This is a genomic window from Rhodopirellula sp. P2, assembly GCF_028768465.1.
Classification (GTDB): Bacteria; Planctomycetota; Planctomycetia; order Pirellulales; family Pirellulaceae; genus Rhodopirellula.
In genome coordinates, this window is record NZ_CP118225.1 from 6,359,771 (window position 1) to 6,384,100 (window position 24,330).

25 protein-coding genes and 1 tRNA gene are annotated in these 24,330 nt (G+C 56.6%); 14 read left to right on the plus strand and 12 right to left on the minus strand.

Going from position 1 to position 24,330, the window contains the following annotated elements:
* Nucleotides 1–270 precede the first annotated feature (270 nt).
* The 11 genes from PSR62_RS22350 to PSR62_RS22400 all read left to right on the plus strand — a co-directional run bounded on the left by PSR62_RS22350 (nt 271) and on the right by PSR62_RS22400 (nt 10,259).
* Nucleotides 271–344 (plus strand) — tRNA-Arg (locus PSR62_RS22350).
* Between the two features lie 352 nt (nt 345–696).
* Entirely contained in the window at nt 697–1,872 is a 1,176-nt protein-coding gene (locus PSR62_RS22355) for a hypothetical protein (protein ID WP_274405185.1), read from the plus strand.
* A gap of 57 nt (nt 1,873–1,929) precedes the next feature.
* Nucleotides 1,930–2,064 (plus strand): hypothetical protein, encoded by a 135-nt coding sequence (locus tag PSR62_RS22360; RefSeq protein WP_274405186.1) that lies wholly within the window; start codon nt 1,930–1,932, stop codon nt 2,062–2,064.
* Between the two features lie 346 nt (nt 2,065–2,410).
* The gene (locus tag PSR62_RS22365; protein ID WP_274405187.1) at nt 2,411–2,863 is read left to right on the plus strand and encodes a hypothetical protein; all 453 of its coding nucleotides are present in this window, start codon (nt 2,411–2,413) and stop codon (nt 2,861–2,863) included.
* A 52-nt stretch (nt 2,864–2,915) separates the two neighbouring features.
* Complete coding sequence (locus PSR62_RS22370) at nt 2,916–3,212, plus strand: hypothetical protein (protein ID WP_011117724.1); 297 nt, start codon at nt 2,916–2,918, stop codon at nt 3,210–3,212.
* 162 nt (nt 3,213–3,374) lie between these two features.
* On the plus strand, nt 3,375–3,881 hold the full coding sequence (locus PSR62_RS22375; RefSeq protein WP_274405188.1) for a hypothetical protein: 507 nt from the start codon (nt 3,375–3,377) through the stop codon (nt 3,879–3,881).
* 26 nt (nt 3,882–3,907) lie between these two features.
* Nucleotides 3,908–4,564, plus strand: coding sequence for a hypothetical protein (locus PSR62_RS22380; RefSeq protein ID WP_274405189.1), 657 nt, complete (start codon nt 3,908–3,910; stop codon nt 4,562–4,564).
* Nucleotides 4,548–5,129 (plus strand): transglutaminase-like domain-containing protein, encoded by a 582-nt coding sequence (locus PSR62_RS22385; RefSeq protein ID WP_274405190.1) that lies wholly within the window; start codon nt 4,548–4,550, stop codon nt 5,127–5,129. Before PSR62_RS22380 ends, PSR62_RS22385 begins: the two co-directional genes overlap by 17 nt.
* Nucleotides 5,130–5,501: 372 nt before the next feature.
* Nucleotides 5,502–6,734: an HlyD family efflux transporter periplasmic adaptor subunit gene (locus tag PSR62_RS22390; RefSeq protein ID WP_274405191.1), complete on the plus strand. Its 1,233-nt coding sequence runs from the start codon at nt 5,502–5,504 to the stop codon at nt 6,732–6,734.
* A gap of 109 nt (nt 6,735–6,843) precedes the next feature.
* Nucleotides 6,844–8,049 (plus strand): hypothetical protein, encoded by a 1,206-nt coding sequence (locus PSR62_RS22395; protein ID WP_443217460.1) that lies wholly within the window; start codon nt 6,844–6,846, stop codon nt 8,047–8,049.
* Nucleotides 8,050–8,855: 806 nt separating this feature from the next.
* On the plus strand, nt 8,856–10,259 hold the full coding sequence (locus PSR62_RS22400) for an alkaline phosphatase D family protein (protein ID WP_338020247.1): 1,404 nt from the start codon (nt 8,856–8,858) through the stop codon (nt 10,257–10,259).
* Nucleotides 10,260–10,405: 146 nt separating this feature from the next.
* Here PSR62_RS22400 and PSR62_RS22405 read toward each other — a convergent pair whose 3' ends face one another.
* The 11 genes from PSR62_RS22405 to PSR62_RS22455 form a co-directional block, all read right to left on the minus strand.
* Nucleotides 10,406–11,710: a hypothetical protein gene (locus PSR62_RS22405; RefSeq protein ID WP_007337696.1), complete on the minus strand. Its 1,305-nt coding sequence runs from the start codon at nt 11,708–11,710 to the stop codon at nt 10,406–10,408.
* 50 nt (nt 11,711–11,760) lie between these two features.
* Nucleotides 11,761–11,985: a hypothetical protein gene (locus PSR62_RS22410; RefSeq protein ID WP_274405194.1), complete on the minus strand. Its 225-nt coding sequence runs from the start codon at nt 11,983–11,985 to the stop codon at nt 11,761–11,763.
* 618 nt (nt 11,986–12,603) lie between these two features.
* The gene (locus tag PSR62_RS22415; protein ID WP_274405195.1) at nt 12,604–13,407 is read right to left on the minus strand and encodes a hypothetical protein; all 804 of its coding nucleotides are present in this window, start codon (nt 13,405–13,407) and stop codon (nt 12,604–12,606) included.
* Nucleotides 13,404–14,297, minus strand: a complete 894-nt coding sequence (locus tag PSR62_RS22420) for a DUF1559 domain-containing protein (RefSeq protein WP_274405196.1) — start codon at nt 14,295–14,297, stop codon at nt 13,404–13,406. Before PSR62_RS22420 ends, PSR62_RS22415 begins: the two co-directional genes overlap by 4 nt.
* Complete coding sequence (locus PSR62_RS22425) at nt 14,294–14,680, minus strand: hypothetical protein (RefSeq protein WP_274405197.1); 387 nt, start codon at nt 14,678–14,680, stop codon at nt 14,294–14,296. Before PSR62_RS22425 ends, PSR62_RS22420 begins: the two co-directional genes overlap by 4 nt.
* A complete protein-coding gene (locus PSR62_RS22430) occupies nt 14,677–15,168 on the minus strand; it encodes a PulJ/GspJ family protein (protein WP_274405198.1) in 492 nt (163 codons plus the stop codon). Before PSR62_RS22430 ends, PSR62_RS22425 begins: the two co-directional genes overlap by 4 nt.
* Nucleotides 15,165–15,548 carry a hypothetical protein gene (locus PSR62_RS22435; protein ID WP_274405199.1) on the minus strand — a complete coding sequence of 128 codons (384 nt, stop codon included), beginning with the start codon at nt 15,546–15,548 and terminating at the stop codon, nt 15,165–15,167. Before PSR62_RS22435 ends, PSR62_RS22430 begins: the two co-directional genes overlap by 4 nt.
* A 4-nt stretch (nt 15,549–15,552) precedes the next feature.
* Nucleotides 15,553–16,767, minus strand: a complete 1,215-nt coding sequence (locus tag PSR62_RS22440) for a type II secretion system F family protein (RefSeq protein ID WP_443217461.1) — start codon at nt 16,765–16,767, stop codon at nt 15,553–15,555.
* A 51-nt stretch (nt 16,768–16,818) separates the two neighbouring features.
* Entirely contained in the window at nt 16,819–17,625 is an 807-nt protein-coding gene (locus PSR62_RS22445) for a hypothetical protein (RefSeq protein ID WP_274405201.1), read from the minus strand.
* Nucleotides 17,622–18,677: a type II secretion system F family protein gene (locus tag PSR62_RS22450; protein ID WP_274405202.1), complete on the minus strand. Its 1,056-nt coding sequence runs from the start codon at nt 18,675–18,677 to the stop codon at nt 17,622–17,624. Before PSR62_RS22450 ends, PSR62_RS22445 begins: the two co-directional genes overlap by 4 nt.
* Nucleotides 18,674–19,885 (minus strand): GspE/PulE family protein, encoded by a 1,212-nt coding sequence (locus PSR62_RS22455; RefSeq protein ID WP_274405203.1) that lies wholly within the window; start codon nt 19,883–19,885, stop codon nt 18,674–18,676. The genes PSR62_RS22450 and PSR62_RS22455 overlap by 4 nt, the downstream gene beginning before the upstream one ends.
* A gap of 130 nt (nt 19,886–20,015) precedes the next feature.
* Between PSR62_RS22455 and PSR62_RS22460 the strand changes: the two genes are divergently transcribed.
* On the plus strand, nt 20,016–21,263 hold the full coding sequence (locus PSR62_RS22460; RefSeq protein WP_274408280.1) for a DUF1559 domain-containing protein: 1,248 nt from the start codon (nt 20,016–20,018) through the stop codon (nt 21,261–21,263).
* Between the two features lie 147 nt (nt 21,264–21,410).
* Here PSR62_RS22460 and ypfJ read toward each other — a convergent pair whose 3' ends face one another.
* Nucleotides 21,411–22,262 carry a KPN_02809 family neutral zinc metallopeptidase gene (ypfJ, locus tag PSR62_RS22465; RefSeq protein WP_274405204.1) on the minus strand — a complete coding sequence of 284 codons (852 nt, stop codon included), beginning with the start codon at nt 22,260–22,262 and terminating at the stop codon, nt 21,411–21,413.
* Nucleotides 22,263–22,642: 380 nt separating this feature from the next.
* Between ypfJ and ygfZ the strand changes: the two genes are divergently transcribed.
* Nucleotides 22,643–23,671: a CAF17-like 4Fe-4S cluster assembly/insertion protein YgfZ gene (gene ygfZ, locus PSR62_RS22470; protein WP_274405205.1), complete on the plus strand. Its 1,029-nt coding sequence runs from the start codon at nt 22,643–22,645 to the stop codon at nt 23,669–23,671.
* A complete protein-coding gene (locus PSR62_RS22475) occupies nt 23,668–24,312 on the plus strand; it encodes an ECF-type sigma factor (protein ID WP_047817201.1) in 645 nt (214 codons plus the stop codon). Before ygfZ ends, PSR62_RS22475 begins: the two co-directional genes overlap by 4 nt.
* Nucleotides 24,313–24,330: the final 18 nt, after the last annotated feature.

Sequence of the window (24,330 nt, forward strand, 5' to 3'; positions counted from 1 at the left end):
CGTTCTTGAACCTCGACGACGCCGCGTTTCCTCGTTTTCATTGCCCCTCGCCTGCTGCGAAATTGCCTTCACGGAACGTGAAAAACGCGGACGTTGCCCAAAATGTGGGACGCCGATAGACTGTCGCTGCACTGCCCGAACACACCGTTCGAGCGGTGCTCGGCATCGTCGACTCGACCTCAGATGTCGGTTGTTTTGTGGTGTTGGCTTGCATTGAAAGTCCTCCTTCACAAACCAAACACGGGGTCCATTCAGCGCCCCCACTCTCTCGCGCCCATAGCTCAGCTGGACAGAGCAACGGACTTCTAATCCGTAGGTCGGTGGTTCGAATCCACCTGGGCGTGCTTTTCTGTGCAGTGCTCTCTGTCCAAGGCAGTGTTTTGCTGACGGTCCGCGAGGCTTGGCCGCAGGGGCTCATTCAGGTGCTGTGATCGCAAAATCGGCACATCGGAGGTATCTGCGGGCGTTGGCTGCGATCCAATCCCAACCGTCTCACGCGTTGAATCGGCTGGATCCGCTAGCCAGCAGCGTCTCGGCTGAGTTCTCAATTGCGGCTGAGCCCCCAATTGACAGTTGCCGCCCAACAAATGGAGATTGGGCCCCGCTTGGTCTATCCTGATGCGTTCACGGGCATCCATCACAATGCCCGGCGTCGTTCCAACCCGTCTTCCTCACGAGATCTCTGTCGTGCCTTTCATGCGAATTCTTTCTTTCACCTTCCTCGCTTTGCTCTCCGGAATTCCGATGAATGGGATGGCCCACGAGGGTCACGACCACGGAGATTCCGACGCGTCGAAGGAATCCGCCGCGGAGTTCGATCCGACGGCGCCGACCAACAAATTCCAAGTGAACGGCAAAACGTATCGCTGGGAACATCGCCCCGAGTTGGGCAAGCAATCCGAAGCGATGATCGATGCAGCCAAAGGCGGCCTGCACAACAACGCTGATCGGGATTTGCTGACCGGCGAAATCGTGACCGCTGTTGCCAAGCACGGGCTCGTGACGCTCGATCCCGAGTTGAAGGAATGGACACCCGTCGAAGATCAGGACCCAGTGTTCGCTGCCGGCATGAACGCTCACGGCACCGACTGTTTCGTCTTGGATGGTGAATCGTACTGGACGTTTGCTTCGACCAACACGCAACAAGTGTTCGTGACCAAACGTGGCAAGGTCTTGGCAACGCTGAGCCAACCCAAGGGGGATGAATTCGACAACCCGACCGTCAATGAATACTTCAAGGCGGGTGGACGATTCACTCCTTGCGATGTCGTCTTCTTGCCAGATGCAAAGCGTTTGGTCGTCGTCATCGGGTACGCACCGGGTGACTTTGCCTTGTCCGCAGAGTTGGTTGACGGCCAATGGAAATGGAACGGTCCGGCATGGGGCGGCCGAGAAGGCAGCGGAGGGATGCTCAACACTGGGCACGGCGTTCAGGTTGCAACAGAAGGTGGCCAAGAAATCGTTGAAATCGCGTCGCGTTCACACGGTCGCATTTTCTCGTTCACGCCAGGTGGAGCTCAGATTCGCACACCCGGAGCTGGCAAGGAGTACTACATTCAGTTGCCCAAAGGTTCGAACCCTTGCAACATTTCAAGCTTCGGCGACAGCATGTTCCTGCCGTTGTTGAATGCATTGCCCAAGACCAACGGGTCGGCGCCCGTGTTGGTGATGGACAATGGAAAGCCATCGGGTGCTCTGGTTCCCGCGACCTACGAGACGTTGCAGTTGATGCGTCACATGCATGGTTTCTGCCCCGTTGAGATCGATGGCAAGTTGTTCGGCGTTGTCCTGTCATGGCGAAACGGTGGCGAAAATTCGAAGGGCAAACTCAACGATGGTCAAATCGCGATTTTCGAAGCGGTCGAAGAGTAGACCGAGTTGGCATGGGCTGTGCCCGTGCGATTCCCGCTGCATGAAGTGACCGATGTCATGACAAACCTTCCTTTGGCATTGGTCTGGTTGCTGTTTCTGTTGTTCGCCATTCCCCTCGCGGGATTGGCGTGGAACGCTCGGCAGCAATCGCGTGCGGTGGCGCAGGTCGATCTCACGCCCAAGACCACTTAGGAAGGTCCGGTCATCGATAACGGGGCCGGAACAAGGTCGCAAGAGATCACTGTTTCCGTCGTGACGTCGGTTTCGACATCGCAAACGGTGGAACTGGGGCCAATCGCGTTTCGGGTATCTGCCCGAGAGTGGGCCGCCAACGCGGTGCTGATGAGCATCGTTTTGCTGGGGATCGGCTTGATTGGCCTGCTGCATTTTCCGGATGATTCACCGACGACCGAATCTCCAATGAGTTCGGGGACAATCAGCGCCCCCCTTGGCGATTGATTCGGCCCTTCATGAAGGCGAGATCATCCGACGGTCTTCGGCCAATGGGCTTGTCCGTTCTCTCACTTCGAGCGTTTCCATGCAGAGAAGACATTTTCTTTCGTTCTCAGCGTTCGCGGCCGCCGCATCCGTCACGGGATGCGATTCGGGCAAGGTGACAGAGCCCATTGCGGCTTCGGTGGAGCGAGTGGCAACGGAGGTTGAGGACGCCGTTGATGAGACATCGACCGAAAGCTTGGAACGTTACCGCGTTGCATTGCGAGGCTACGAAATTGTGTCGGGGATGATTGGACCGCGAGTGTTCTTCTTGCCATATCCTGGGATGAGGATCCTGTCCGTGGTGATTGTGGCGACCACGGTCTCGGCGAAGTTGGCGGTCAAGTACATCGACACGGAGTTGATTCAACGACAGTTCGAAGAAGAGCTGACGGATCATGAACGCTCGCTGGTCGAGTCCGATGGCTACGTCCAATTCGAAACTGAAAGTGGCGTCTCAGAGACGGTTATGCTGGGGCCAAGCGAGTACGCGTGAGTTCCATTCATCGGCCACCTGAAATCCACTGAGCCCATCGTCGGATCCAATCTTGAAAGCCCCACGCCCCACCATCACTCTCGGGTTCAATGTTCTGCTGATTTTGTACTCGGCGGGAACCGGGTTCATCACGTTCGCTTTTTCGGACAAAGCCCAGAACGTTCCCATCCAAGGCTTGGTGCTCACATCGTTGATCGATTTTGTTCGCTACCTGATCATGATGTTCATTTCCGCATGGTTCATTCGCGAATTCTGGAATCGATTGGTCGCAGATTTGTTCTCGATCCGCTTCCTCGCCTATCGTGAGGCCATCACGATTGTCGTCCTCTTGGGTTTGTTCGGCTTGTGAACAAGCGACGATTGATTCACAACAGGCGATTTGACTCGATCATGTTTGACTCGGCCAAGCAGGGGCAATAAGATCATTTGATCGCTTCCCTTTCGTGACCAGTGGTCGACGGAGTGCATTCGGCGAACTTTCCAGTCCATTTGTTTGTTGGAGAATTCAGCCATGCACCTTTCCGTTGGTATCTTCGAACTTGTCTTGCCCGTCGTTCTTGGGCTTGTCTCACTGCTTCTGCGGTGGCGTCGCAGCAAGTATCAGCAAACGGCGGTGATTGCCTTTGCCTGCTCCGGCGGTGCGACCTTGCTATCGCCCGCGGACCTTGCGTCCACGTTGATCTTCACCATCGCGTTCTTTTTGTGCTTCCAACTGGGGACACGTTCCAAGAGGCCAGTGAAGACAAACGAGATGATGGAGACGGACGTCGACCATTCGCGATCGAGCTGGATCAATCCGTTTCGCTTGGGAGCGGTGGGGGCTGCTCTTGGAGTCGCCGTCTTCGCATTCGGACAAATGCAACTCTGGCAGCGGGCGACCGAACCGCTGGCCCATCACGTTTTCCGAGCATGGGCCGCCAGTTGGATTGGAACCATGCTGCTTGTACTGTCAGCTACTTGGTGGGGCTACCATTTCGCGAGCCGACAAGTGCTGGGTAAGAAAGACGCCTCCAGTTGACCGCACTCGAGCAGAACAGGTGCCTCATGCGATTCACGTTGACGCAGATTTTGACCACGGTGCTCGTCGTCGCCTTGGGGTTCGCGCTCGTTGGCACTCAGTTCCGGCATCAGCGACGGATCGCGTCGTTGGAACATGCTCTCTATCAAGCCCGCGAGGACATTGCGATTGCCGAGTACGGTTCTGCGAGCTGTCAGCTGCTGGAATTCCGCCCACATTTTCATGACGATCCATCGAGCTTGCGTTTCTTGAATCACGAAATTGCTCGTTCGATTTTGATGCACTGGGAACGCGAAGCGGCAATCGATGCGGCCGTTGACACTCCTGGTCATAGCAAGGCATTTGCAAAACGGGCCTTGGCACTATTGGAGTGCACGACACCGGACGATTTTGTTCGAGAGTTGCGTTCGAGGTTTTCAATCTATCCCGATGATGAATTGGAATCATGGTTCTCCCGCAGCCCACCAGGCGACCTGCTCAACTTCAAGGCGTTCTTGCAGGCAGCACTTGAACTGAATGAACCTGCAGGCCCTGGGAGCCACCGAAAGTCTTGGCGACTTCCGCTACGGCATCGGATCCCCATTTTTGATCGTGACGCACCACTCAACATACTCCAGAATGCTCTTCACGCGTTTCTCTCTCTCATTGCTGTCCAACGAAACCGACATGAGTTCATCTCCTAATCCAGACGACTACCTTGGGCATTGCGAGGACATTGATGCTGACCATCCGGACATCGTTGAATGTGCACGCAAGTTGGCGGGGGCATCAATCGAGGAAACCGCTAAAAACTGCATTGAGTTTGTACGTGACGCGATCCAGCACACCGGAGATGAACAGCGAAACCCGGTGACGTGCCGAGCGTCGGATGTGCTGTTGCACGGGATTGGATACTGCTACGCCAAGAGTCATCTGCTGTGTGCGTTGTTACGAGCCAATCAAATCCCCGCCGGGATGTGTTACCAGCGATTGTCGGTCGACAGCGATGGTGCACCGTTTTGCTTGCATGGATTGAACGCGGTTCATTTGCCGGGGCATGGCTGGGTTCGGATTGACGCTCGTGGGAACAAACCCGGTGTGAACGCCCAGTTTGATCCGCCTCATGAGCGACTCGCGTTTGCAGCCAAAATGGAAGGCGAACGAGACCTCCCAGAGATTTGGCGAGAGCCACATCCGGCCGTGGTTGAGCGACTCAGGCGGCACGATGACTGGATCGAGCTCTCCAAAGACTTGCCTGATCTCGTTTGAAGGCAACCGCCAGACGGTACAATGGAGACCACTGTCGCGACGTGGTCGATTGCGTCGCGGCGTTTGAATGGTTGCTTGGCGATTGCCTGCATGCCTTCCAGAGGGTCCTTGCCGAGAAATGACGAAAACCAAAGAGGGGCTGAGACCTCCTGCGACAGCCAAGTAACGTCAAGATTTCGGCACTGGCCCCTTCCAGTGCCCCGAATCGACTCGTTGAATTTCGGTTGATTGATTTGGTGATCGCTGGAGATACCCTAAAACGCCGTGCCGCGTTTCCGGCGGTATGCCCCCGAAGTGAGCAATCTTGACACAGACGACCGAAAGCAAATCGCCAATCACGGTCGTCCCGTATCGCCTTGAGAGAATGACATCATGAATTGTTTGTTGAATCTGATGACTCGAGCCGCCATCGCGGCATTCTGCGTGAGCCTTAGCGCCAATTCGCTTCTCGCGTTGGACGACGCACCGAAGGACAAGGAAACAGAGAAGGCGGCTGAACCGCTCAAGGTGCAAGGAACATTCGAGGCAACTCAAAGCTCGGAATTGACGCACGGGTTGGATCAGTTCGGTGCACTCGAGATCAAGAAGATCGTGCCTCACGGAACCGAAGTCAAACAGGGACAGACGGTCATTTGGTTCGACACGGAATCCATCGACAAAAAACTTTCCGCCGCCGAGATCGACATTCGCTTGGCAAGGATCACCGCCGCAGACGAACAGTTTGCCTACGATCAATTCGTTGCCGCTCAAGAACTTGATCGCCAGGATGCGGAACGGAAGCGTCAATCCGCCAAGCAGGCCTACGACAACTACTTGCAATTCGACCGCGATCGTAAAATCAAAAGCGCTGAATTTGACATTGAAATGTCCAAAGCCTCACTCGAGAACGCGGCCGAGGAATTGAAGCAGCTTCAGCAGATGTACGACGCCGATGATTTGACCGAGGAATCGGAAGAGATCGTGCTCAAGCGTGCCAAGCGAGCTGTCGAGTCCGCTCAATTTCGTTTGGAAAGCACGGAGATCCGGTCCAAACGAATCATTGAACAATCCATTCCCGCCGAAGACGCCTCGACCGAAGCCGCGTGGGAACGAGCTCAAATGACATACGAGAAAACCATTCGCGATCTCGACAGTGCGAAAAAGAAACGCGACCTGGAACGCCGCAAGGCCGCTGATGCTTTAACCGAGAAGGAAGCGAACTTCAAAGACCTCCGCGAACAACGAAAATCGATTGTCATCCAGGCACCCGGCAATGGGATCCTGCTGTATGGAGAACTCAGTCGCGGTGCACTGAACGCCAAGCCGAGTCCGATCAAGGCAGGAGCGAAGGTCTCCACTGATCAGGTCATCGCCACGTTGGTTCAGCCCAAAAGGATGCGAGTTCGCTTGACGCTGAGCGAGGCAGATCTGGCTAGCATCCAAGCTGGCGACTCATGCGTTATCAAGCCAGCGATTGCCCCGAAGACGGAGGTCAAGGGCAGCATTGATTCGCTCGCATCGGTGCCGTTCATGGGAACGAAGTTTGATGCAACAGTGAAGATCACAGGCAAATTGCCCGAAGCGGTGAAACCGACGATGACCGCGACCGTTGAATTGACGAAATGATCGTGATCATCCTCGGGAAAATGCAATGAATATCAAGCAAACCGAACGCCCGGTCATGACGACCAAGATCGCTCCTGCTGTTCGCATCCAGCCGCTTCACTTCGTCCTGATGCTGGCGGCCTGGAGTCTGCTGGCACCCAGCGCGACATTGCCGGCGGAAGACGTGGCTGCGGTGGAGCCCTTTGATTTGTCGCGCACTCCAGTGCCCCCGAAAATCGATGGTCCCACCGAACCGGAGATCCGCGCCGCGATCGTGCGTGGGGTCCAGTTCATGCTCGACGATCAGAACGCCAACGGTTCTTGGGGCTCCCCCACGCGAACCAAAGGGTTGAACATTTTCGCTCCGGTCCCTGGAGCTCACCACGCGTTCCGAGCCGCGACCACATCGCTAGGAATCGCGGGGTTGATCGACACGCTGGAACACCTACCAGCGGATGCATCCGAACGAGGATTGCGGGCTCAAGTCCGCGAATCGGTCGAACGAGCGGAAACGTGGTTGTTCCGCGAATTGCCGAAACTGCGACGAGCCGATGGTTCGGCCATGTACAACGTTTGGGGGCACGGTTACTCAATTCAAGCCCTGGTGCGATTGCATGCATGGCACCAGAACGATGCGGATCGGCAAGCCAGCATCGTCAGTCTGATCCAGAATCAATTCGAAATGCTGCAGCGTTACGAATCGGTCGACGGTGGTTGGGGCTATTACGACTTCCGCTACCAAGCCGACCAGCCCACTTCGTCGTCGACCAGCTTTGTCAACGGAGCGGTGTTGGTGGCACTCAAGGAAGCTGATTCCATCGGGGTGACTCCGCCAAAACGCATGGTGGATCGCGCCGTCGCAGCTCTGGGCCGACAACAGAAACCCGACTTCAGCTACCTGTACAGCGAAGACCTGCAGTATCGACCGATGCGAGAGATCAATCGCCCCGGCGGGAGTCTCGGTCGGTCCCAGTGCTGCAATGCGGCGATGCGAGTTTGGGGTGATTCTAAAATCACCGATGATGTCGTGAAGGTCTGGCTGTGTCGGCTCTATCTCCGCAACGGCTGGCTCGACATCGGCCGCAAGCGACCGGTGCCTCACGAAGCCTGGATGCAGGTGGCAGGCTACTTCTACTTCTTTGGCCACTACTACGCCGCAGTGGGAATGGACTTGTTGCCCCAAGAAGAACGTGCCCCGTACCAATCGATGCTGGCCAAGCTGATGCTGGACCGTCAAGAATCCGACGGTTCATGGTGGGACTACCCGCTGTACGACTACCATCAACCTTACGGAACCGGATTTGTCCTGATGACGCTGGACGCTTGCATGCCGTGAACGCGAAAAAGCCAAAGCATTCGCCCCGGTAAAGTGCGGGAACCGGGGCCAACGCCCAAGCGGCTCAGATACCCGACGACAGTTGAGGACAACTGTTCGAAGCAGGTACGCAGGAGTCATGGGGTATGTGGGCCGTTGGCGTTAGCCACGGTTTTCACGCACAACCGTGGCTCACGCTGGACTGTCAAAAGGTTAGTATTGACACGGAAAATGCGACGTTGATTTTTATTCTGTCCTACGCCCCAACGGGGCAGCTCTAAAATAGCCCCAGGCATCGCCTGGGGTTTCGTTACGGAGATTCCGACACCAGCCCCAACGGGGCGGCCCTAAGAAAGACTCCCCAAAACCCGCTAGGACCGCCCCCGTTGGGGCTTTGTATTCTTGGTCCCGCCACAACCCAGGGCGTTGCCCTGGGCTGGCATAGGGCTGCCCCGTTGGGGCGAAGTCGAGGAACGAAACCTGCGCAGTCCAAAGCGGTGTCAATACCAACCTTTTGACAGCCCAGGCTAATGCCCAAACGGCTCACATGGTTGTGCTTGATCATTCCTGCCGACTTTTGTTCCGTGTGCGAAACCTAACGCTTCACCGCCCGCCTCCACCGAATCCAAACTCAAACAGTTCGAAATAGACCATGGGTCGGTACCTTGCGAGACGGAACAGTTAGGGACAACTGTTCTACACTGACGATGCCGGAGCCGCTTGTTTCGGCCTCCCGGCATTCTCACGCACCAGGCTGTGATAACATGGTTGCCCCACCTTGAAACGGGCCACGCCAGACTCTACTCCAGAACGCCGCCATGAAGAGAATGTTGTCAGGAATCCTGTTTGCGATCCTGCCTATTGCTTCGGTATCTCACGCGAAACCGCCGATCCCCACGCCGCGTGACACACCCGTGGTGGGCGACATGGACCACTTCTTCCTCGGGTCCATGTATGGGCTGAAAGAGACCGACGAGAGCCTCCGTCGTGTGGTGGACACGCCGGATTTCCGGGAACTGATTCAAAAACACGATTTGAAGCTTTTGGGCGGCCCGATGCTGGGCTGCGTCACCGATCATAGCGCTCGCATTTGGGTTCGAACGACCGAAGCCGCCAGCGTGCAAGTTGTGATGGACGGCGGCGCAAGCAAGGTCGTCACAACATCGGCGGAGATGGACTTCACCGCGCTGTTGGATCTGGACGGATTGCAGCCCGCCACGGACTACACCTACGACGTTTTGGTCGATGGACAAAGCGTTTTCCCCGATCAGAAACCAACGTTCCAGACTTATCCGTCCAAAGGCGAGAAGGCAACGTTCAGCGTCGCGTTTGGCGGTGGTGCCCGGTACAACCCGTCCAAGGAAAAGATCTGGGACGTGATTGCGAGTCGGTCACCGGAAGCGATCCTGTTGCTCGGCGACAATGTTTACATCGATCAACCCAAGTCACGAACGAAACAGCGAGTTCACTACTACCGCCGACAATTGCGACCCGAGTTTCAGCGGCTGACCGCGTCGACATCGGTGTACGCAGTCTACGACGATCACGATCTTGGCGTCGATGACTCGTCCGGTGGCCCCCGCCGTTTCAAGCCCAGTTGGAAATTCGAATCATGGAAGGTTTTTCGCGAGAACTGGAACAACCCCGCGTACGGAGGCGGCGAGGAACTTCCGGGGTGTTGGTTTGACTTCTCGATTGGCGACGTCGACTTCTTCATGCTCGACAATCGCTACTACCGATCATTCAAGGACGGGACCATGTTGGGTCCCGAACAAAAGGAATGGCTGCTGGCCAAATTGAAAGCCTCCGATGCCACCTTCAAAGTTCTCGCCTCGGGGACACTGTGGACGGAGCACGCTGACAAAGGCGGGAAAGATTCTTGGTGGGGCGTGAAGGAAGAACGCAACGAAATCTTTGACTTCATCGACCAGGAGAAAATTGGCGGCGTGATTCTGCTGTCGGCTGATCGACACCGCACCGACGTGTACAAGATCGAACGTCCCAACGGCTACGACTTGTTCGAATTCGAGACATCGAAGATGACGAACGATCACACCCACCCGACCAAAGAGAAAGCCGTTTTCTCATACAACGAAGGCAACTTCTTTGGGATGCTGACGTTCGATTTGGAGCAGGCCGATCCGGAAATGACGTTCCAGTGCATCACGATGGAAAACCAGAAGGTCTATGAGATGACGTTGAAACGCAGCCAATTGCAGGCGGCGGAGTGAGCACGACGAAGGTCGTGCGTTTCATATCGGTCTCGTCAATTGAGTCGTCCACGACGTTCTAAGCAGGTACGCAGGTGTCATCGGGTATGTGAGCCGTTTGGCGTTAGCCACGGTTCCCACGCAAAACCGGGGCTAACGCTGGACTGCTAAATCATTGGGCTTGCGGCGGCCATGCGTTTGCGCAATTTTCCTTCCTCTGGGGCGGCGGTCAAGTCTTCTCGACGAGCAACGTGGATTCCTGATCGGAGGTTGTCACGGGCCCATTGTCTCAGGTGCTTCATTTGGCAAGTCGACAGGGCTTCCTTGATGAGGTCGGTTGTGATTTCTGTCGTGGCAGCAGCGAGAGATAAGATCTGTCGCGTCACGCTGTTGCCGCTGTGATGCAGAAGACGCTTGCCTTTGCCGATCAGGGATTCGAGTACTTCGGTGCTCCCAGGCATCGCGGCATCCCCACTGAGCGATTGACACAGCGGCGCGACTTCATCGGCAACCTGCCGGACGAGCGATTTTGATTCCTCGTAGTCGACAGTCTCACCAAGACGCCGAATCTCATCGGCCGTGGTTGCGGTGTAACCGTTCCGCCGAACAAGTTGATTGATCGCTTGACCCGCCCAGATCACTTCCAACCATACCGACGCTCGCTCGCGATATTCGTCCAACCAACCCAGTCGCTGCTCAACGAGTTTTGATGGCAACCTAGCTTGTTGTCGATCGTTGATTTGACCCGATCGCACTCGATCCAGAACACCCATCGCGCGGATCGCCCAGCGGACTTCTCGGTCGTAGTTCATGTAACGAGCTTTGGTCTTGGGACATGGCGGCTTGAGGTGGGCGAGCGAACTTTGACGTAGGAAGTTGGCACATCGATAACAGGCCTTGCGGTACAAGTCCCATCGCGAGTCGGACTCGAAAATGGATTTAATGACGCGGCTGACCAAATGCACGATGTCGTAGTACGAAGCGACTTCGGGATGCTCTTGTTGGAACAATTCCACGCCTTTTTTCAGGTCCGAACCGCGGTCGCTTAGGGTTGCCACGGGACTGCCGAACTGATCGGCGAGTTGCTCAAGCTGACCGCAGACCACTTCGCCGTTGGAGGTTTCCACTGGCATTACCGCAATGACAACAAGGTCATGATGGCTCATCGGCCCACTGAGTTTGTGGTAATTCTCCAATGCGATTCCCAGCACGATCAAGCACTTGGTGCTGCCAGCGTTAATCGTATGGTCGAGCAGCCAAACCCAATCGTCGCGCCGCTGATCCGTCCGCTCGATCAAGTACAGACCCAGCCGAAGAATATGATTCTGAATGGTGGTCTCGCAGGGAGCATCCAGTCCAAGGCCACCGTTGCACTGGTCGATGATGTTGCAAGTTCGACTGGCTGCCCGCAGCGAGATCGCTCCTTCCAGGACCAAGCGGATCGCTCGGACGATGATGTCCGCTGGGAACAAGCTACCAACGACGGACAGCGAGGTGGTTGGTTCCGGCGCAACCGCAACGTTTACTTGGGCTGTTTTTTTTTGAGTTCTTTGAGCTTGGCTTCGGCCGCCTCGGCGCGGGCTCGCCAAGCTTCGCGACTCTTGGTCACCGCACGGACTTGATTTTCAGCGACTCGGTGCTTCTCCCTCAGCAGCCGATACTTTTTCCTGAGCTGATCGCGTCCGTTTTTAAGAAACTCAATCACTTTGTGCGGTGGCGACTTGTATCGGGCGATTTCTTCGGGCATGGTTCTCTCCATAGGCGGCCAAACGACTATCACCATTGGAACTAAAACGCCAAGATCCCGCAGCGCGAATTGACGCTGTCAACCCCAAAGATTTCGCAGGCCAGGCTAACGCCCAAACGGCTCACAAGATGAAACCCAATCATTCCTGCGTACCTGCTTAACGAATGTAGGATGGTCACTCTTGCCCCTCAGAGTGACGGACGCCGGCCCCGTAAGGGGCGAGGATCGCTGCCATGATGCGCGTTCGGTACGAACCCCGTCATCGCCTTCACCGCCCAGATTTTGAAATTTACAATTTACAATTTCACTTTTTCAATCCATCCCCCATCACCACCTGTCGTCACCTGTCGCCGCTCCGCGGCTTGTCGAACGTCATCGTGACACCCAAGACCTCGGGTTGAAAACCCGAGGCTAACAACTGTCACCGCTCCGCGGTTGTTAAAACACCGAACACTCACAACCAGTCGCGGAGCGACGTAAGCCGAAAGCCTTTGGTTTTCAACCCAAGGTCACACACCAACAACACACAAGTCCTCAAGTCGCGGAGCGACGACAGTTGGTCGCCCCGTCGCCGAATGATCCCCGGTTCGTATCCCGGTCGATGGTCTGCTGTTGATTTCAGATCGAACGAAACCACTTGTGTCCGCTTGATCTCAGCAACAACACATACAGCATCGCGAATAGATAGAAACCGATGCAGGTGCCGCTGACGATCATCGCTTGCTCGTCGGCGTTGCTGCTTTCCATGTCCATGACCAACAGGACGGCAAAGGGCTGGCCGATGCAGAGCGGGATGAGCCCGAAGATCCAGCCCCATTGGCGTCCCAGCATCGTGAGCAACAGCAGGGTCCAACCGACGGCGAGACAGAGCACCAGCATGATCGTCGCTTCGGACAAATCCATCCAAATGCCGGCGACCTTGAACAGGACGTTGCCCACTGCGATCGTGACCGCCATTCCCAGGATTTGACCGATACTGCGTTGTCCCGTTGGTGGTGTTGGGCCGCGATGGATGGGGCGCCGGAACCATTGCCAAATCAAAAACGGCCCCAAGCTCGATATGCTCGCCAACAAAAGGAGGAAGGCGACAAACGATGGCATGAATTGCAATGCGAAAACCATGACGACCGCATTGACGAGCAGGAAGCAACCAACAACGGTTTGCCAACGCCGCATTGGACGTTTTGCATTTGCTTCCGTTTTGACATCGATCAGTGCGGCCCAGACGCCCATCGCGGTCCAGGTTGCAGCCAGCCCGCCCAAAGAGGATGCGAACAAGAACTGGCTTTCGTCTTCCATGGAATCGGGGTCACCCAGTCCAGCGAAGCCAGCCAACGCGATCGACAGAACGATGGACCAGGTGAAGCACCACCCCAACAGCACGCCATCGACTTGATCCTTTCCGAGCAACGAATCACTCATTCCAAGCTCTGTTCGCGAAGCGAATCGATCGATTGAAACTGCAGGGGCAACTGACCATCGCGACGGTCGACCATTTGCTCCAAAATCCGCGGGTCGGTTTGCGCCGACTGGAAACGCACTTCGCCAGATCCAAACAAGAAGTGAGTCCCTGCGGGGTGGCGACTGCCGACCGAACCCACCGCCGATGCAGGTGGCTTGGCAAAGCGATCGTCAACCGTTTGGATGCCACCGCCGACATTCCGCAGCGTGGCTCGCGTTCCGCTGAGCCACCCCAGATCATCGAGCGGCAACAACTTCTCTGAAACGAAGGCGGTGTTGGCCAGCCCATCGGTCACATCGTCACGCGTGATCGCAACGTTGAGAATGAAGACGCCATGGTCGCTCTCGTCGATGGATTTTTCCGTGGGGTGATGCAGCCCGACGTAACTGCTGGCGTTATCAGGCGTTCGTTCGGCGGAGGGACACTGAACGTGCGGGACACTCAGTTCCAACACGGGCCGGTTGGCAGCGTCATAAACACTGACGGATCGATTGATGCGGCTTCCGACAACAGGTTGGTCCATCAAATCCATCAGGCGTCCCAGCCAATTGTGATGGTTCCCAACATCCGTGCTTTCAATCGGTCCGGAAATTCCGTCGTCGGGGGCGAGGACGGTCCCGACGGGGAAGTGCATCCAACGGTCGTGGTAGCTTTGGATCGCCAAACCAATCGGGATCAATTTTGATTGACAGGTCGCACGCCGGGATGTTTCGCGAATCGATTGAACCGCCGGGGCCAGCATTCCAACCAGGACCCCAATGATCGCAATCGCGACCAGCAACTCCACCAGGGTGAAGCCACGATGAGTCGTGCATACGGGAGAAGCTTGCTTTGCTTGGCGAACGTTCATGAGTTGCCTCGTTGTTGACGTCGGATCGAAATGCCAGGGCGGTTGTTACGAACCAAGGTGGCTTCGATTTGATTGGGTTGATCACCGGAAACGATGACTTTCACGTCGATCCAAACTCCCGCCTCTTCATCGACGGGCAGCCGAAGATCGGATTCGAGCTCATCTCCCAATGCCTGGGCGGTTTGAATGGCGGATTCGAGCAAGGTGATCGACTGGTGGTGCAGATCATGTCGACGTGAGTTTGCCGCGTTCCCACCAGTCACCAGTGCAAACGTGCCGACGAGCAAGGCCAACGCCAGCACCAATCCCAATGCGGCCAGGCCATGACGGGATGGCCGAGGATGTCTGCGACGACTCTGGCGAGGAGCATGTGTCAAAATCAATTTGGCATCCTCTGAGCGGCAAGGATTCGAATCGGTTGGGAGGGACGGTTCGGCAACGTGATCACCAGTTCGACCAACGATGGCTCTTGTTCAGCATCGTCAACCGAATCCGGCTGCAAGCGGATTGCAACCTGCGAGTCTTCGTTGATGAGGTAACGGTCGGATGCTTTCAATGCCGGCTCATTGGATTCGACGCTGCGAGAAAACAAGGGTTCCGAACCGAAGTCGTACAGAATTCGTGATTCAGGATCGCTGAGCGTGAGGATCAACAGGGAACCTTCGACCTCCAAATCAGTGGCGTCCGCCACGTCACGGCGAAGGTCATTGGCCAATCGCCGAATTTCTTGACGATCACGGACCGAGGCGGTTGCCCGCTGACCGCTGGTGCGAATCAGGGATACCAGCGCAAGCGTCCCGCCGAGCATGGCGATGACAAGCGCAAGGGTGACCACCATTTCGATCAGAGTGAAACCAACTCGACGATTCATTGGTCCAGCTCCATTCGCCAGACATGATGCTGGAGCGTTTGCGAGTGAACGCTGGTTTGAATCGTCAGGTGCACCCCGTTTCGGGAGTCCGTCTCAAAAGGCTCAATTTGGATCTGAATGTTGGAATTGGGATCTCGTTGCTCGACAACGCCCGTCAAGTCCTCGTAAGCAATCAACGACAGTCGTTGAGCTTCGTTTTCAATAGCGAGCTGCCGTTCCAAGCGATTCGTGGAGACACGATCGAACAGCTGTCCGCTTTGATGCATTTGCACGGCAAACCCAGTCGCAATGGCCAGGAACGCAAACCCCGCCATCGTTTCCAGCAACGCGAAACCATGGCGTGTTTTCGTGCGTGTTCGGTTAAAAGTAGCCGCTCTCATTCGTTCAGCTGATTGCTCGGGTGAGGGTGGTCAAAAACAGAAACACGGCCACAATGTGAGCCATCACGTAGATTCCCACCAAGACAGTCACCAGCGGGACCAGCCATGACATGCGAAGTTTCCAGGTGAGTGTTCGGCGCCGCGATATGTTGTCGACCAATTGATTGATCGCGGCGGGAAGGTGATGGTTGCCGGCGGCGCTGGTCAGCCATGACTGTTCTTTCGACGTGACCACCTGGGAGTGGCGGAGAGCGACCGGCAAGGGGGTGCCATTTTCAATCGATCGGGACGCCTTGCGGCATCGGTTACGAATCCAACGAACTCGAGACGCTTGCGATGCAAGTGACAACAATTCAGGTTCAGCGTGTCCTGCACGAATGCCGATGGCCAGTGACCGCAAGATCTCGCAACGCCAGCGAGCGATCGCGTCTTTCCCAAACCATGGGATCCAGCGGATCAACCAAGTCGGTTGCCAGCGAATCAAGATCGCCATCACGAGCCAGATCGAAAGCACAATCATCAGGCCTTCGTACATCGCCGCGATCTCACGCACGATAACATCGAAATTTGACTTGAATCCAACGAATTCCTCGTCGAATTCATCAAATAATTCGAACAAGTTTGACCGAATCCCGGCTCCCATCGCCCACGCCAAGAACATGGTGGCAAGGAGGTAGATCAACTGTTCGGCAACAATGGGTGCGGACGCGGGAGTGGTGGAATCGATGTCTTCGAATCGCGACGTTTCCTTCGCGGACGCGATCGTGGATTGCGGCTGGGCATGCTGGATCGCCGCCAGTGTGTCAGCGGACACCGGCAGCTTCGATCGCCGGACGGCGTTGACCAGTGACTCACCTCGCATCAATCGGGCAGAGAATGATTTCGCTTGGCAGGCGATGCGACTGGTCGAACCATCGGCGATCGATTCGGCCAGCACGGGATAGGACGCACGCGTGCCCGCCGCCAATCGCATCCAACGATTCAGCGAATCCGCTTCGTCAAGGTAGGTCCAGCGTCGGGCAACGAACAGCGTCCCCATCAGCATGGCCAACAACACAAAGGTGACCGGGTGAGGCGCCGAGATTGCCAGGGCCATCACGCAAGCCAACCAAAACAACCATTCCAGGAACGCAAACACACGAACGGTTCTCGATCGGAACCGCGGAGCCGGTTTTGCGATCAGATTCCGCTTGATGGTTCGCAAGGTGGCAGCGAACAGTCCGCAAACGATGGCAATGCCAATGAAGATGAATGGATGTGACACTGCTAACTACCACCACCCGAAGAAGGTCAGTCCATTGATCATCGAGACAATGGCTGTGTTCGCAGCCAAGATCGCGAAACCGGCCGTCAGCACCGCCCCGATCAGTCCGATTCGAAACAGATTCCGAACACTGCGTTGGGATCGGGACTCAATCAGAGAATGACTGTCCGAGGCAGCCTGGTACCACATGCGCATGGTTTCCTCCCGCGACAATTGCCCCTGGCCGAGCGCCGTCACCGCTGCCAACGGATGATCCTTGATCGGCGGGTGACTCAGAGCATGTTCCCAAGACTGCCCAGCATCGAGTTGCAGAGCCGAATGAACGGCCCAGTTTTGAAGCGGAGTGAAACGCGTTTCCTGGGCTGCGAACCGAAACGCATCGCCGTAGGTTTGCGACCCAACCACGGACCGGTAAATCGATTCGCAAAAATCCGCCAGAGCAATCGTTTGAATCGCTCGGCCGACACCGGGGATCTTCGCCACAACCGCTGAAAGCACCGAAGGCAATCGACCGCGAAGAGAAAGCTGGACCAGCAACCATCCCGTCAATGCGATCGCTGCCCCGCCCGCGTAGACCCACATCAGGTTTCGCATCCAAGCGACCAGGAGTTCTTCTTCATCCCAACCGACGTAGTAGACCGTGCCTTCACAAATCTGTGCGACCGCGGAGAGCAAAAACGCCCCCACCGCCAACGCCGCCAGCAGGTACAGCAGGCTGAGTGTGGCTGCGTGGGAAAGGCTGGAACGCCCATTGCTACGGATGGCAGCCCAGGTCTCCACTTCGGCTTGGTCGGCGATGCTCCAGTGACTCATCGGGGGACCTCCCCAATGGCATGGAGCAGCGGCGAAATCGCGGTCTGCAACAAAACAATGATGACGGCAATCATCAGGATCCAAGCGATCCAGTGGGGAACGTTCTGCAGCCACCAACTTTGTTGTTGATTCGCATTTTGTTCGTGCAGTTCACTGAGCTTGCGCAAGTCATGGGCGATCGATTCGGGATCGCGTTTCCCGGCCACCAAGTCAACGACGCACTCCTTGATCGGCGCGGGAGCCTCCGGCGGGATTTCGAGCGAATGTTCGGAGGTGGCACCCGCACGAACCTGTGTGGCAACGTTCTTCCAGGCTCCCGGTGAATTGGAAACCGCGACTTCTGCGGCGGACTCAATCGCTCGCGCGGTGTCGATGTTCGCGGCAGGGATCTCGATCTGAATCGCCAGCCAACGACAGAACGTCGCCAGATGTCGAGACGGTTGGGCCCGTCCGATCGAACGGCGAATCCCCCAGTGAATCCAGATCGCAAAGCACGCCAGGATGCAGATCACAACCACGGCAGCAAACGTGAAGTTCTGCGCGAATGCCTGGCAGATTTCCGTGACGGAAGGAGCAAAGGGCGATGGAATCGGTTCCGATTCCGAGATCGCAACCAAGATCCATGGCAACACGAAGAACGCCACCACGGCAGCAACCAACATGTTGAGAAGTGGATTGATGGCAGACAACCAAACTTGCCGTCGTTGGTCCTCGCGTTGCCGAATCAGCCGCACGGTTTCGTGAATGGGCTCCGTAGATCCCGTTTCCGCCATGATTTGCATGGCGATTCGAATCGGCGTTTGATAGGGCGATGACAGCGATGCCATCGCGACCGAAGGGGATTGCCCCTGTTCCATTCGCGTTTGAACAAAATGGACGGCACGGCCGAGACGCCCGAGTGCCACGTCATTCAATCCGGCCAATCCTGAAACCAACGACCGCCCCGAGGCGGCCATTGCGGAGACCTCCTCCAACAACATCGCGAGCGACTCGTCGTTGAGTTGAAACGAATTGGCGGAGGAGGCAGGCGTTGGAGCGGAGCCGCTGGTCATGAACGGTGCCCTAAAACGCGGAACACTTCTTCGCGATCCGTCACGCCTTCTTCGATCAGGCGTTCGGCTTGGGCTCGCAGGGAATCGATGCCCGCGTCTTCGATGATTTGATCCAGCTTGGATGCGGGAAGCTGATTGGCCAACGCGTCGAAGATGGCTGATCCACACTCCGAATCGTTCAGGTCAACGATCTGAGCGATCGGGATCCGCCCGGCGTAGCCTGTTCCATGACATCGCTCGCAATCATCCGAAGGCTTCGCGCGGGCGTCGCAGTCAACGCATCGCCGCCGCAGCAGGCGTTGGCACATCACGCCACGCAGTCCACTTTGAATCGCGAACGTTGGCAGGTTCATTTGCACCAACCGACGCAAAGTTCCGCCCACGGTTCCCGCATGAATCGACGAGAAACAAAGGTGACCTGTCATCGACGCGGCCAGCACAGCCTCGGCGGTTTCCACGTCGCGGATTTCGCTGACCAGCAACACCTCCGCGTCCTGGCGAACGGCGGCACGCATGGCAGCCGCCAACGTCAAACCGCTGCTGGACTGCAGTTGGCTTTGGCTGATCGAGTCGATCACTGATTCGATCGGGTCTTCGATCGTCAAAACACTGCGTCGGAAGTCCCCGCTGGCGATGCGTGACAGGCAAGCGTACAGCGTCGTCGTCTTGCCGCTTCCCGCAGGCCCGGCGACCAACAACCAACCATCACGAGCGTTGCAAATGGTTTGCAGACGACTCCGGGTGTTTGCATCGAGCCCAAGTTCATGCAATTGCCGAACGTTTTCCCGGGATTCCATGATTCGGATGGCGGCACGATTGCCATGCACGGTCGGGAAGACACCCAAACGCATCTCGTGTTCGATGTCGCTGCCGTTGCGATCTGCGTCACCACTTCGCCATCGCAGCGGACCTTCTTGGGGCACGCCCATTCGGTAGGACGGCAGTCCCGCGAGCGCCATCAGTCGTGCCACCGGATCGCTTTCTTCGCTCCGCGGGAACGACTCAACCGTTTGCAACACGCCATCGATTCGAAAGGAGATTTCCCAGGACTCGGATCGCGGCTGAATGTGCACGTCGCTGGCTCCGCGCTGGATCGCGGAGGCCAAGCAATTCTGAATCACTTCGGTGGCGAAGTTCGGATCCGAGGGGGACAGACGAGACGCGGGGCTGATCACCGATGAAAGTTCTCCTGCGAAAATCTTGGGCACGAAACCGCCACGCGCCGCAGGACGTTAGACTAACGGATTCCCCCGAGGGAAGTATGCGTTGAGCGTAAAAAGTTTCGAGCAAGACGACAGGCTGGAAGCCGATCCCACTTTCTATCTGTGCGAGGATGACATGACGCGATCACAACGTCGAAACGGATTCACGCTGTTGGAGTTGCTGGTTGTGACGGGCGTCATTGGGATCCTGATCGGGTTGTTGTTGCCTGCGGTGCAAGCGGCACGCGAGGCAGCACGTCGGATGAGCTGCAGCAACAACCTCAGCCAGATCGCTCTGGGTGTGGCGCAGTACCACGATGCATTCGGGCATTTGCCACCGCATGGAACGGGGACATTCAACGATGCGAATGATCCGTTGACAACCAATCAATTTCGATTGAGTTTCTTGGTTTCCATCACACCCTTCGTTGGCCGAGGTTCGCTATGGGAAGCGATCAGCGAAAGCTATGTGGGTGATCCACCCGAAGGTGACAGCAATGCAGAAGAGTATTTCCCTTCCGGCTATGACGAGATCGACTTCGGAGTAATGGGCGAGGGCGAAGTCCGCCACACGTACCCGCCCATGGGGCCAGCGCCTTCCATCTCAGACTACACCCCATGGGGCAATGAAGTGGCATGGTTTCGTTGCCCATCGGATCCGGGATCGGGACTTCCTGCACTCGGACGCACGAACTACGCCGCGTGCCTTGGTGATGCGATCCAAGGGCTGGATGAAGGGTTGTGGAAACACGATGGAACCGCTTGGTCACCCAGTGGCAAATTGCAAATGGAAGCGACGGGCCGCGGGATGTTCGTGCCACGCATGATCACCTCCTACGACGATGTGAGGGACGGGTTGTCATCGACCGTCATGTTGGGTGAGATCTGCACCGACTTGGGCGACAAAGACATCCGAACGTTTCCTTCGTTGAACAATGGTTGGGGCGGTGGCGTGCTGGATGACGCGGGGATGTGCAGGTCACAGCAAGATGTAGACCGGCCCATGTTTTGGGATGTTTCAGCGGGTTCGGCTCAGCTCTCAACCAACCAAGCTCAGGGGCGTGGTTTCCGCTGGGCCGACGCACTGCCGTTGATGACCGGATTCAACACGACGTTGCCACCCAACGCGGCACTCTGTTTTGGAGGAGACGAAACCACGATTGGAACGTTGACGATGAGCAGCCGTCACCAGGGTGGCGCGCATGTCGCGATGGCGGACGGTGCAATCAAGTTCATCACCGACTCGATCGACGCTGGTTACAAGTTTCCCTCGGTCATTCTTGGCGGCGAGAACGAGCAGGCACCTGGGAATCCCAGTAACTTTGGATTGTGGGGTGCGCTTGGAACTCGCGATCAGGGTGAACTGATTGACCGTGATTTTTAACGCAAGAGATGCACTGACGATTCTCCGCCTCTGCGTCCAATTTCAATCGCAATCGCATCAAGCCTTTCGAAGCTTCGAAGCTGGCACGCAAACAGTTGGGGACAACTGTTCTACTCTGAATTGCCGAAGCGGCTTGATCGTGGCACTCTAAAGCTGGTCGGTTTGGAAGGTGTCGCCTTGGTTCAGGTCGCCGGTTTGCAAACCTTTGGTGAACCATCGCAGACGCTGTTCGCTGGTGCCGTGATTGAACGTTTCAGGTTGAACGTAGCCACGACTGCGTTTTTGCAGGGTGTCGTCGCCGATGGCTCGCGCGGCCGTCATCGCTTCTTGGATGTCCCCGTCTTCGATGATGCGATATTTCTTTTCCGCATGATGCAGCATCACGCCGGCGAAGAAGTCGGCTTGGAGTTCCAGCTTGACTGAATACTTGTTGTATTCGACCTCCGAAACCTTCTGGCGAATTTGATCCAGCTGATCGGTGTAACCGAGCAAGTTCTGGACGTGGTGACCGACTTCGTGAGCGACCACGTAGGCTTGGGCAAAGTCCCCCGGTGCACCGAGTTGTCGGGCCAATTGACTGAAGAACGAGGTGTCCAGGTAGACCTTTTCGTCAGCCGGGCAATAGAACGGCCCCGTGCCACTGCTGGCCATGCCGCATCCACTCTGGACTTGATCTTTGAACAGAACCAGCGTCGGTTTCTTGTATTCGCGGCCGGCTTGTGCAAACAGATCCGACCAGACGTCTTCGGTGTCAGCGAAGACGGTGCTGACAAATTCACCGGCTTCGATTTCTTGCGGTGTCAGCTCGACCTCGCCACCGGCCCCCGCCGCGCCGGGCTGTTGGGCGGCTTGTTGCAGGAACTGCTGTGGGTTGCCGCCCAGCAAACCGATGATGATCGCGATCACGACCACACCGATTCCACCGCCAACGACCGCGCCACCACCACTGGTCCGACGATCTTCCACATTGTCACTTTGCCGTCGTCCACGCCAACGCATGCCGCACCTGTTGTTTGATTCGATTTTTAGAAAAGAGCAGGGCGTCCAGCCGAAGGGGGACGCGTTTCAAATTGTCACACAATTGTTCAGGTGAGAAAAGCGTCGGGGGGAGCGGAGTGGGGCGCGGATTGAAAATCATCGGGACAATTCAAATCCGTTCCGAGGTGGCGTTCCACATCCGTGAGATCGGGGCCCGAGGATACGCCCAGTTTGCGTTGGATTGTCGCAAAACCAGTTGTGACCTAGGTTTGGCGTGAGAATCAGCGTTTGGGTGGTCAAATGAGACAGATTGCCCCCTCAGCTGGCTGTTCCTGGATCGCGATTGGGCACCATCACGGTAAGATGAACAGCCTCATCAGCCCTCTTTTCAATTCGCCAGTATGCCATCTTCCTCGTTGCTGATCCGTTTGCCCGCTTTGTCAATTGTGGATTTGGTCGGCGCGGACGCCACCGCGATCCTGCACAACTTGACCACCAACGATGTCAAACAACTGACCTCGGAAAGTCCGAATCGCTCCGGTCTGGAAACGTTCATCACCAATGTTCGCGGCAAGTGCTTGGGCCACGTCGTCGCCTTTGCCACTGAAAACGGGTACCGAATGATCGGAGCCCCCGGCATCGTCGCGACAGCCGAGGACGCCAGCAGCATGCGTCAATCGCAAGCGATCGTTGAACACGCTGATCGCTACACCATTCGCGAAGACGCGACGCCGGTGATTCGCGATGAAGAGCTGGCCGCTTGGATCGTCATCGAGGGTAATGAAGAACCGGTCCAGACGACTCCGCCACCGAGCATGACGATTCAAGGCGGCATCGATGCGTACCGTGTGCCATGGGTGAAGTCCGGCACATTGTTCTTGCTGCCCGTCGATACCGCCACGGAACACCCCTCGTTGATTGCCAAGCGATTGGGCGTGGAGCCCGATTCGCTGGTCGCGGGGGACGAAGACGATTTCCAAGCTCACCGCGTGGCGGCTGGATTCCCTTGGTTTGGAATCGACTTGACGGACGCTCATTTGCCCCAGGAAGCCGACCGAGAAACGCAAACGATCAGCTTCACGAAAGGCTGTTATTTGGGGCAAGAGACGGTTGCCCGCTTGGATGCCCTGGGACAGGTTCAAAAGAAATTGGTGCGTTGGAAGCTGTCGGGTTTACCGGCTGGTCCCCACCCCCAGGCGGACGACAAACTTCGTGCTCAAGAAGCGGCCGCGGATGCCAAACCGGTGGGGCGAATCACCAGCGTGGGACGCCTCAACGATCACGGTGAAGGTTTGGCCATGGGATATGCTCGCCGCAGCCACTTTGAGGCGGGATCCGTTTTGGTGGGTTCGATATTGGCGGAAGATGTGGGCGAAGTGACCTACACCGCAGAAGTGTTGCCGCCAGTGCGAGGAGAATCGCCAGAATGAACGATTTGACGCTCGAAGAGTTCGCCGATTTGCTGGAACTCGTTCGCCAAGGCGACGACGATGCCACCGCGGTTCTATGGGAACGTTACTTCCAACCCCTCGTTCGGCTGGCAGGAACCAGATTGCCCAAGAACCTTCGGCGGTCTGGCGACGAAGAAGACATTGCGCTTTCGGCGTTCCATAGTTTCATTGCGGGCGTTCGGCGAGAAAAGTTCCCGGATTTGTCAGGCCCGGACAATCTCTGGGGATTGCTGATCACGTTGACCAGCCGCAAGGTGAACGCTCATTTGCGTCGTCAAACGCGACAAAAACGGGGTGGCGGTCAGGTTCGAGGTGAGTCAGTCTTTCTGGACGCTTCGGGGGATTCTGGTCGTGCAGGATTGGAACAATTCGCCGGACGAGGCGAATCCGACAACGCCCCGCCCGACTTGAGACTGGAATTGGCCGAGGCGTGCGAGAAATTATTGGATGATTTACCGGACGAGCAATTGCGGGAAATCGCAGTGATGCGAATGGACGGTTTTTTGGTAGACGAGATCGCGACCAAATTGGGCGTGAGCAAGCGAGCGGTGGAACGACGCCTGCAATTGATACGAAAAACATGGACGGAAGCGGCGGAGTCCGTGCCGGACCAAACATAGAAGCGGTGCCAAGCTCTC

Coding starts and splice junctions, on each gene's coding strand:
- PSR62_RS22355 (WP_274405185.1), top strand. CDS start 697: ATGCGAATTCTTTCTTTCACCTTCCTCGCTTTGCTCTCCGGAATTCCG.
- PSR62_RS22360 (WP_274405186.1), top strand. CDS start 1,930: ATGACAAACCTTCCTTTGGCATTGGTCTGGTTGCTGTTTCTGTTGTTC.
- PSR62_RS22365 (WP_274405187.1), top strand. CDS start 2,411: ATGCAGAGAAGACATTTTCTTTCGTTCTCAGCGTTCGCGGCCGCCGCA.
- PSR62_RS22375 (WP_274405188.1), top strand. CDS start 3,375: ATGCACCTTTCCGTTGGTATCTTCGAACTTGTCTTGCCCGTCGTTCTT.
- PSR62_RS22380 (WP_274405189.1), top strand. CDS start 3,908: ATGCGATTCACGTTGACGCAGATTTTGACCACGGTGCTCGTCGTCGCC.
- PSR62_RS22385 (WP_274405190.1), top strand. CDS start 4,548: ATGAGTTCATCTCCTAATCCAGACGACTACCTTGGGCATTGCGAGGAC.
- PSR62_RS22390 (WP_274405191.1), top strand. CDS start 5,502: ATGAATTGTTTGTTGAATCTGATGACTCGAGCCGCCATCGCGGCATTC.
- PSR62_RS22395 (WP_443217460.1), top strand. CDS start 6,844: ATGCTGGCGGCCTGGAGTCTGCTGGCACCCAGCGCGACATTGCCGGCG.
- PSR62_RS22400 (WP_338020247.1), top strand. CDS start 8,856: ATGTTGTCAGGAATCCTGTTTGCGATCCTGCCTATTGCTTCGGTATCT.
- PSR62_RS22410 (WP_274405194.1), bottom strand. CDS start 11,985: ATGCCCGAAGAAATCGCCCGATACAAGTCGCCACCGCACAAAGTGATT.
- PSR62_RS22415 (WP_274405195.1), bottom strand. CDS start 13,407: ATGAGTGATTCGTTGCTCGGAAAGGATCAAGTCGATGGCGTGCTGTTG.
- PSR62_RS22420 (WP_274405196.1), bottom strand. CDS start 14,297: ATGAACGTTCGCCAAGCAAAGCAAGCTTCTCCCGTATGCACGACTCAT.
- PSR62_RS22430 (WP_274405198.1), bottom strand. CDS start 15,168: ATGAATCGTCGAGTTGGTTTCACTCTGATCGAAATGGTGGTCACCCTT.
- PSR62_RS22435 (WP_274405199.1), bottom strand. CDS start 15,548: ATGAGAGCGGCTACTTTTAACCGAACACGCACGAAAACACGCCATGGT.
- PSR62_RS22445 (WP_274405201.1), bottom strand. CDS start 17,625: ATGAGTCACTGGAGCATCGCCGACCAAGCCGAAGTGGAGACCTGGGCT.
- PSR62_RS22450 (WP_274405202.1), bottom strand. CDS start 18,677: ATGACCAGCGGCTCCGCTCCAACGCCTGCCTCCTCCGCCAATTCGTTT.
- PSR62_RS22460 (WP_274408280.1), top strand. CDS start 20,016: ATGACGCGATCACAACGTCGAAACGGATTCACGCTGTTGGAGTTGCTG.
- ypfJ (WP_274405204.1), bottom strand. CDS start 22,262: ATGCGTTGGCGTGGACGACGGCAAAGTGACAATGTGGAAGATCGTCGG.
- ygfZ (WP_274405205.1), top strand. CDS start 22,643: ATGCCATCTTCCTCGTTGCTGATCCGTTTGCCCGCTTTGTCAATTGTG.
- PSR62_RS22475 (WP_047817201.1), top strand. CDS start 23,668: ATGAACGATTTGACGCTCGAAGAGTTCGCCGATTTGCTGGAACTCGTT.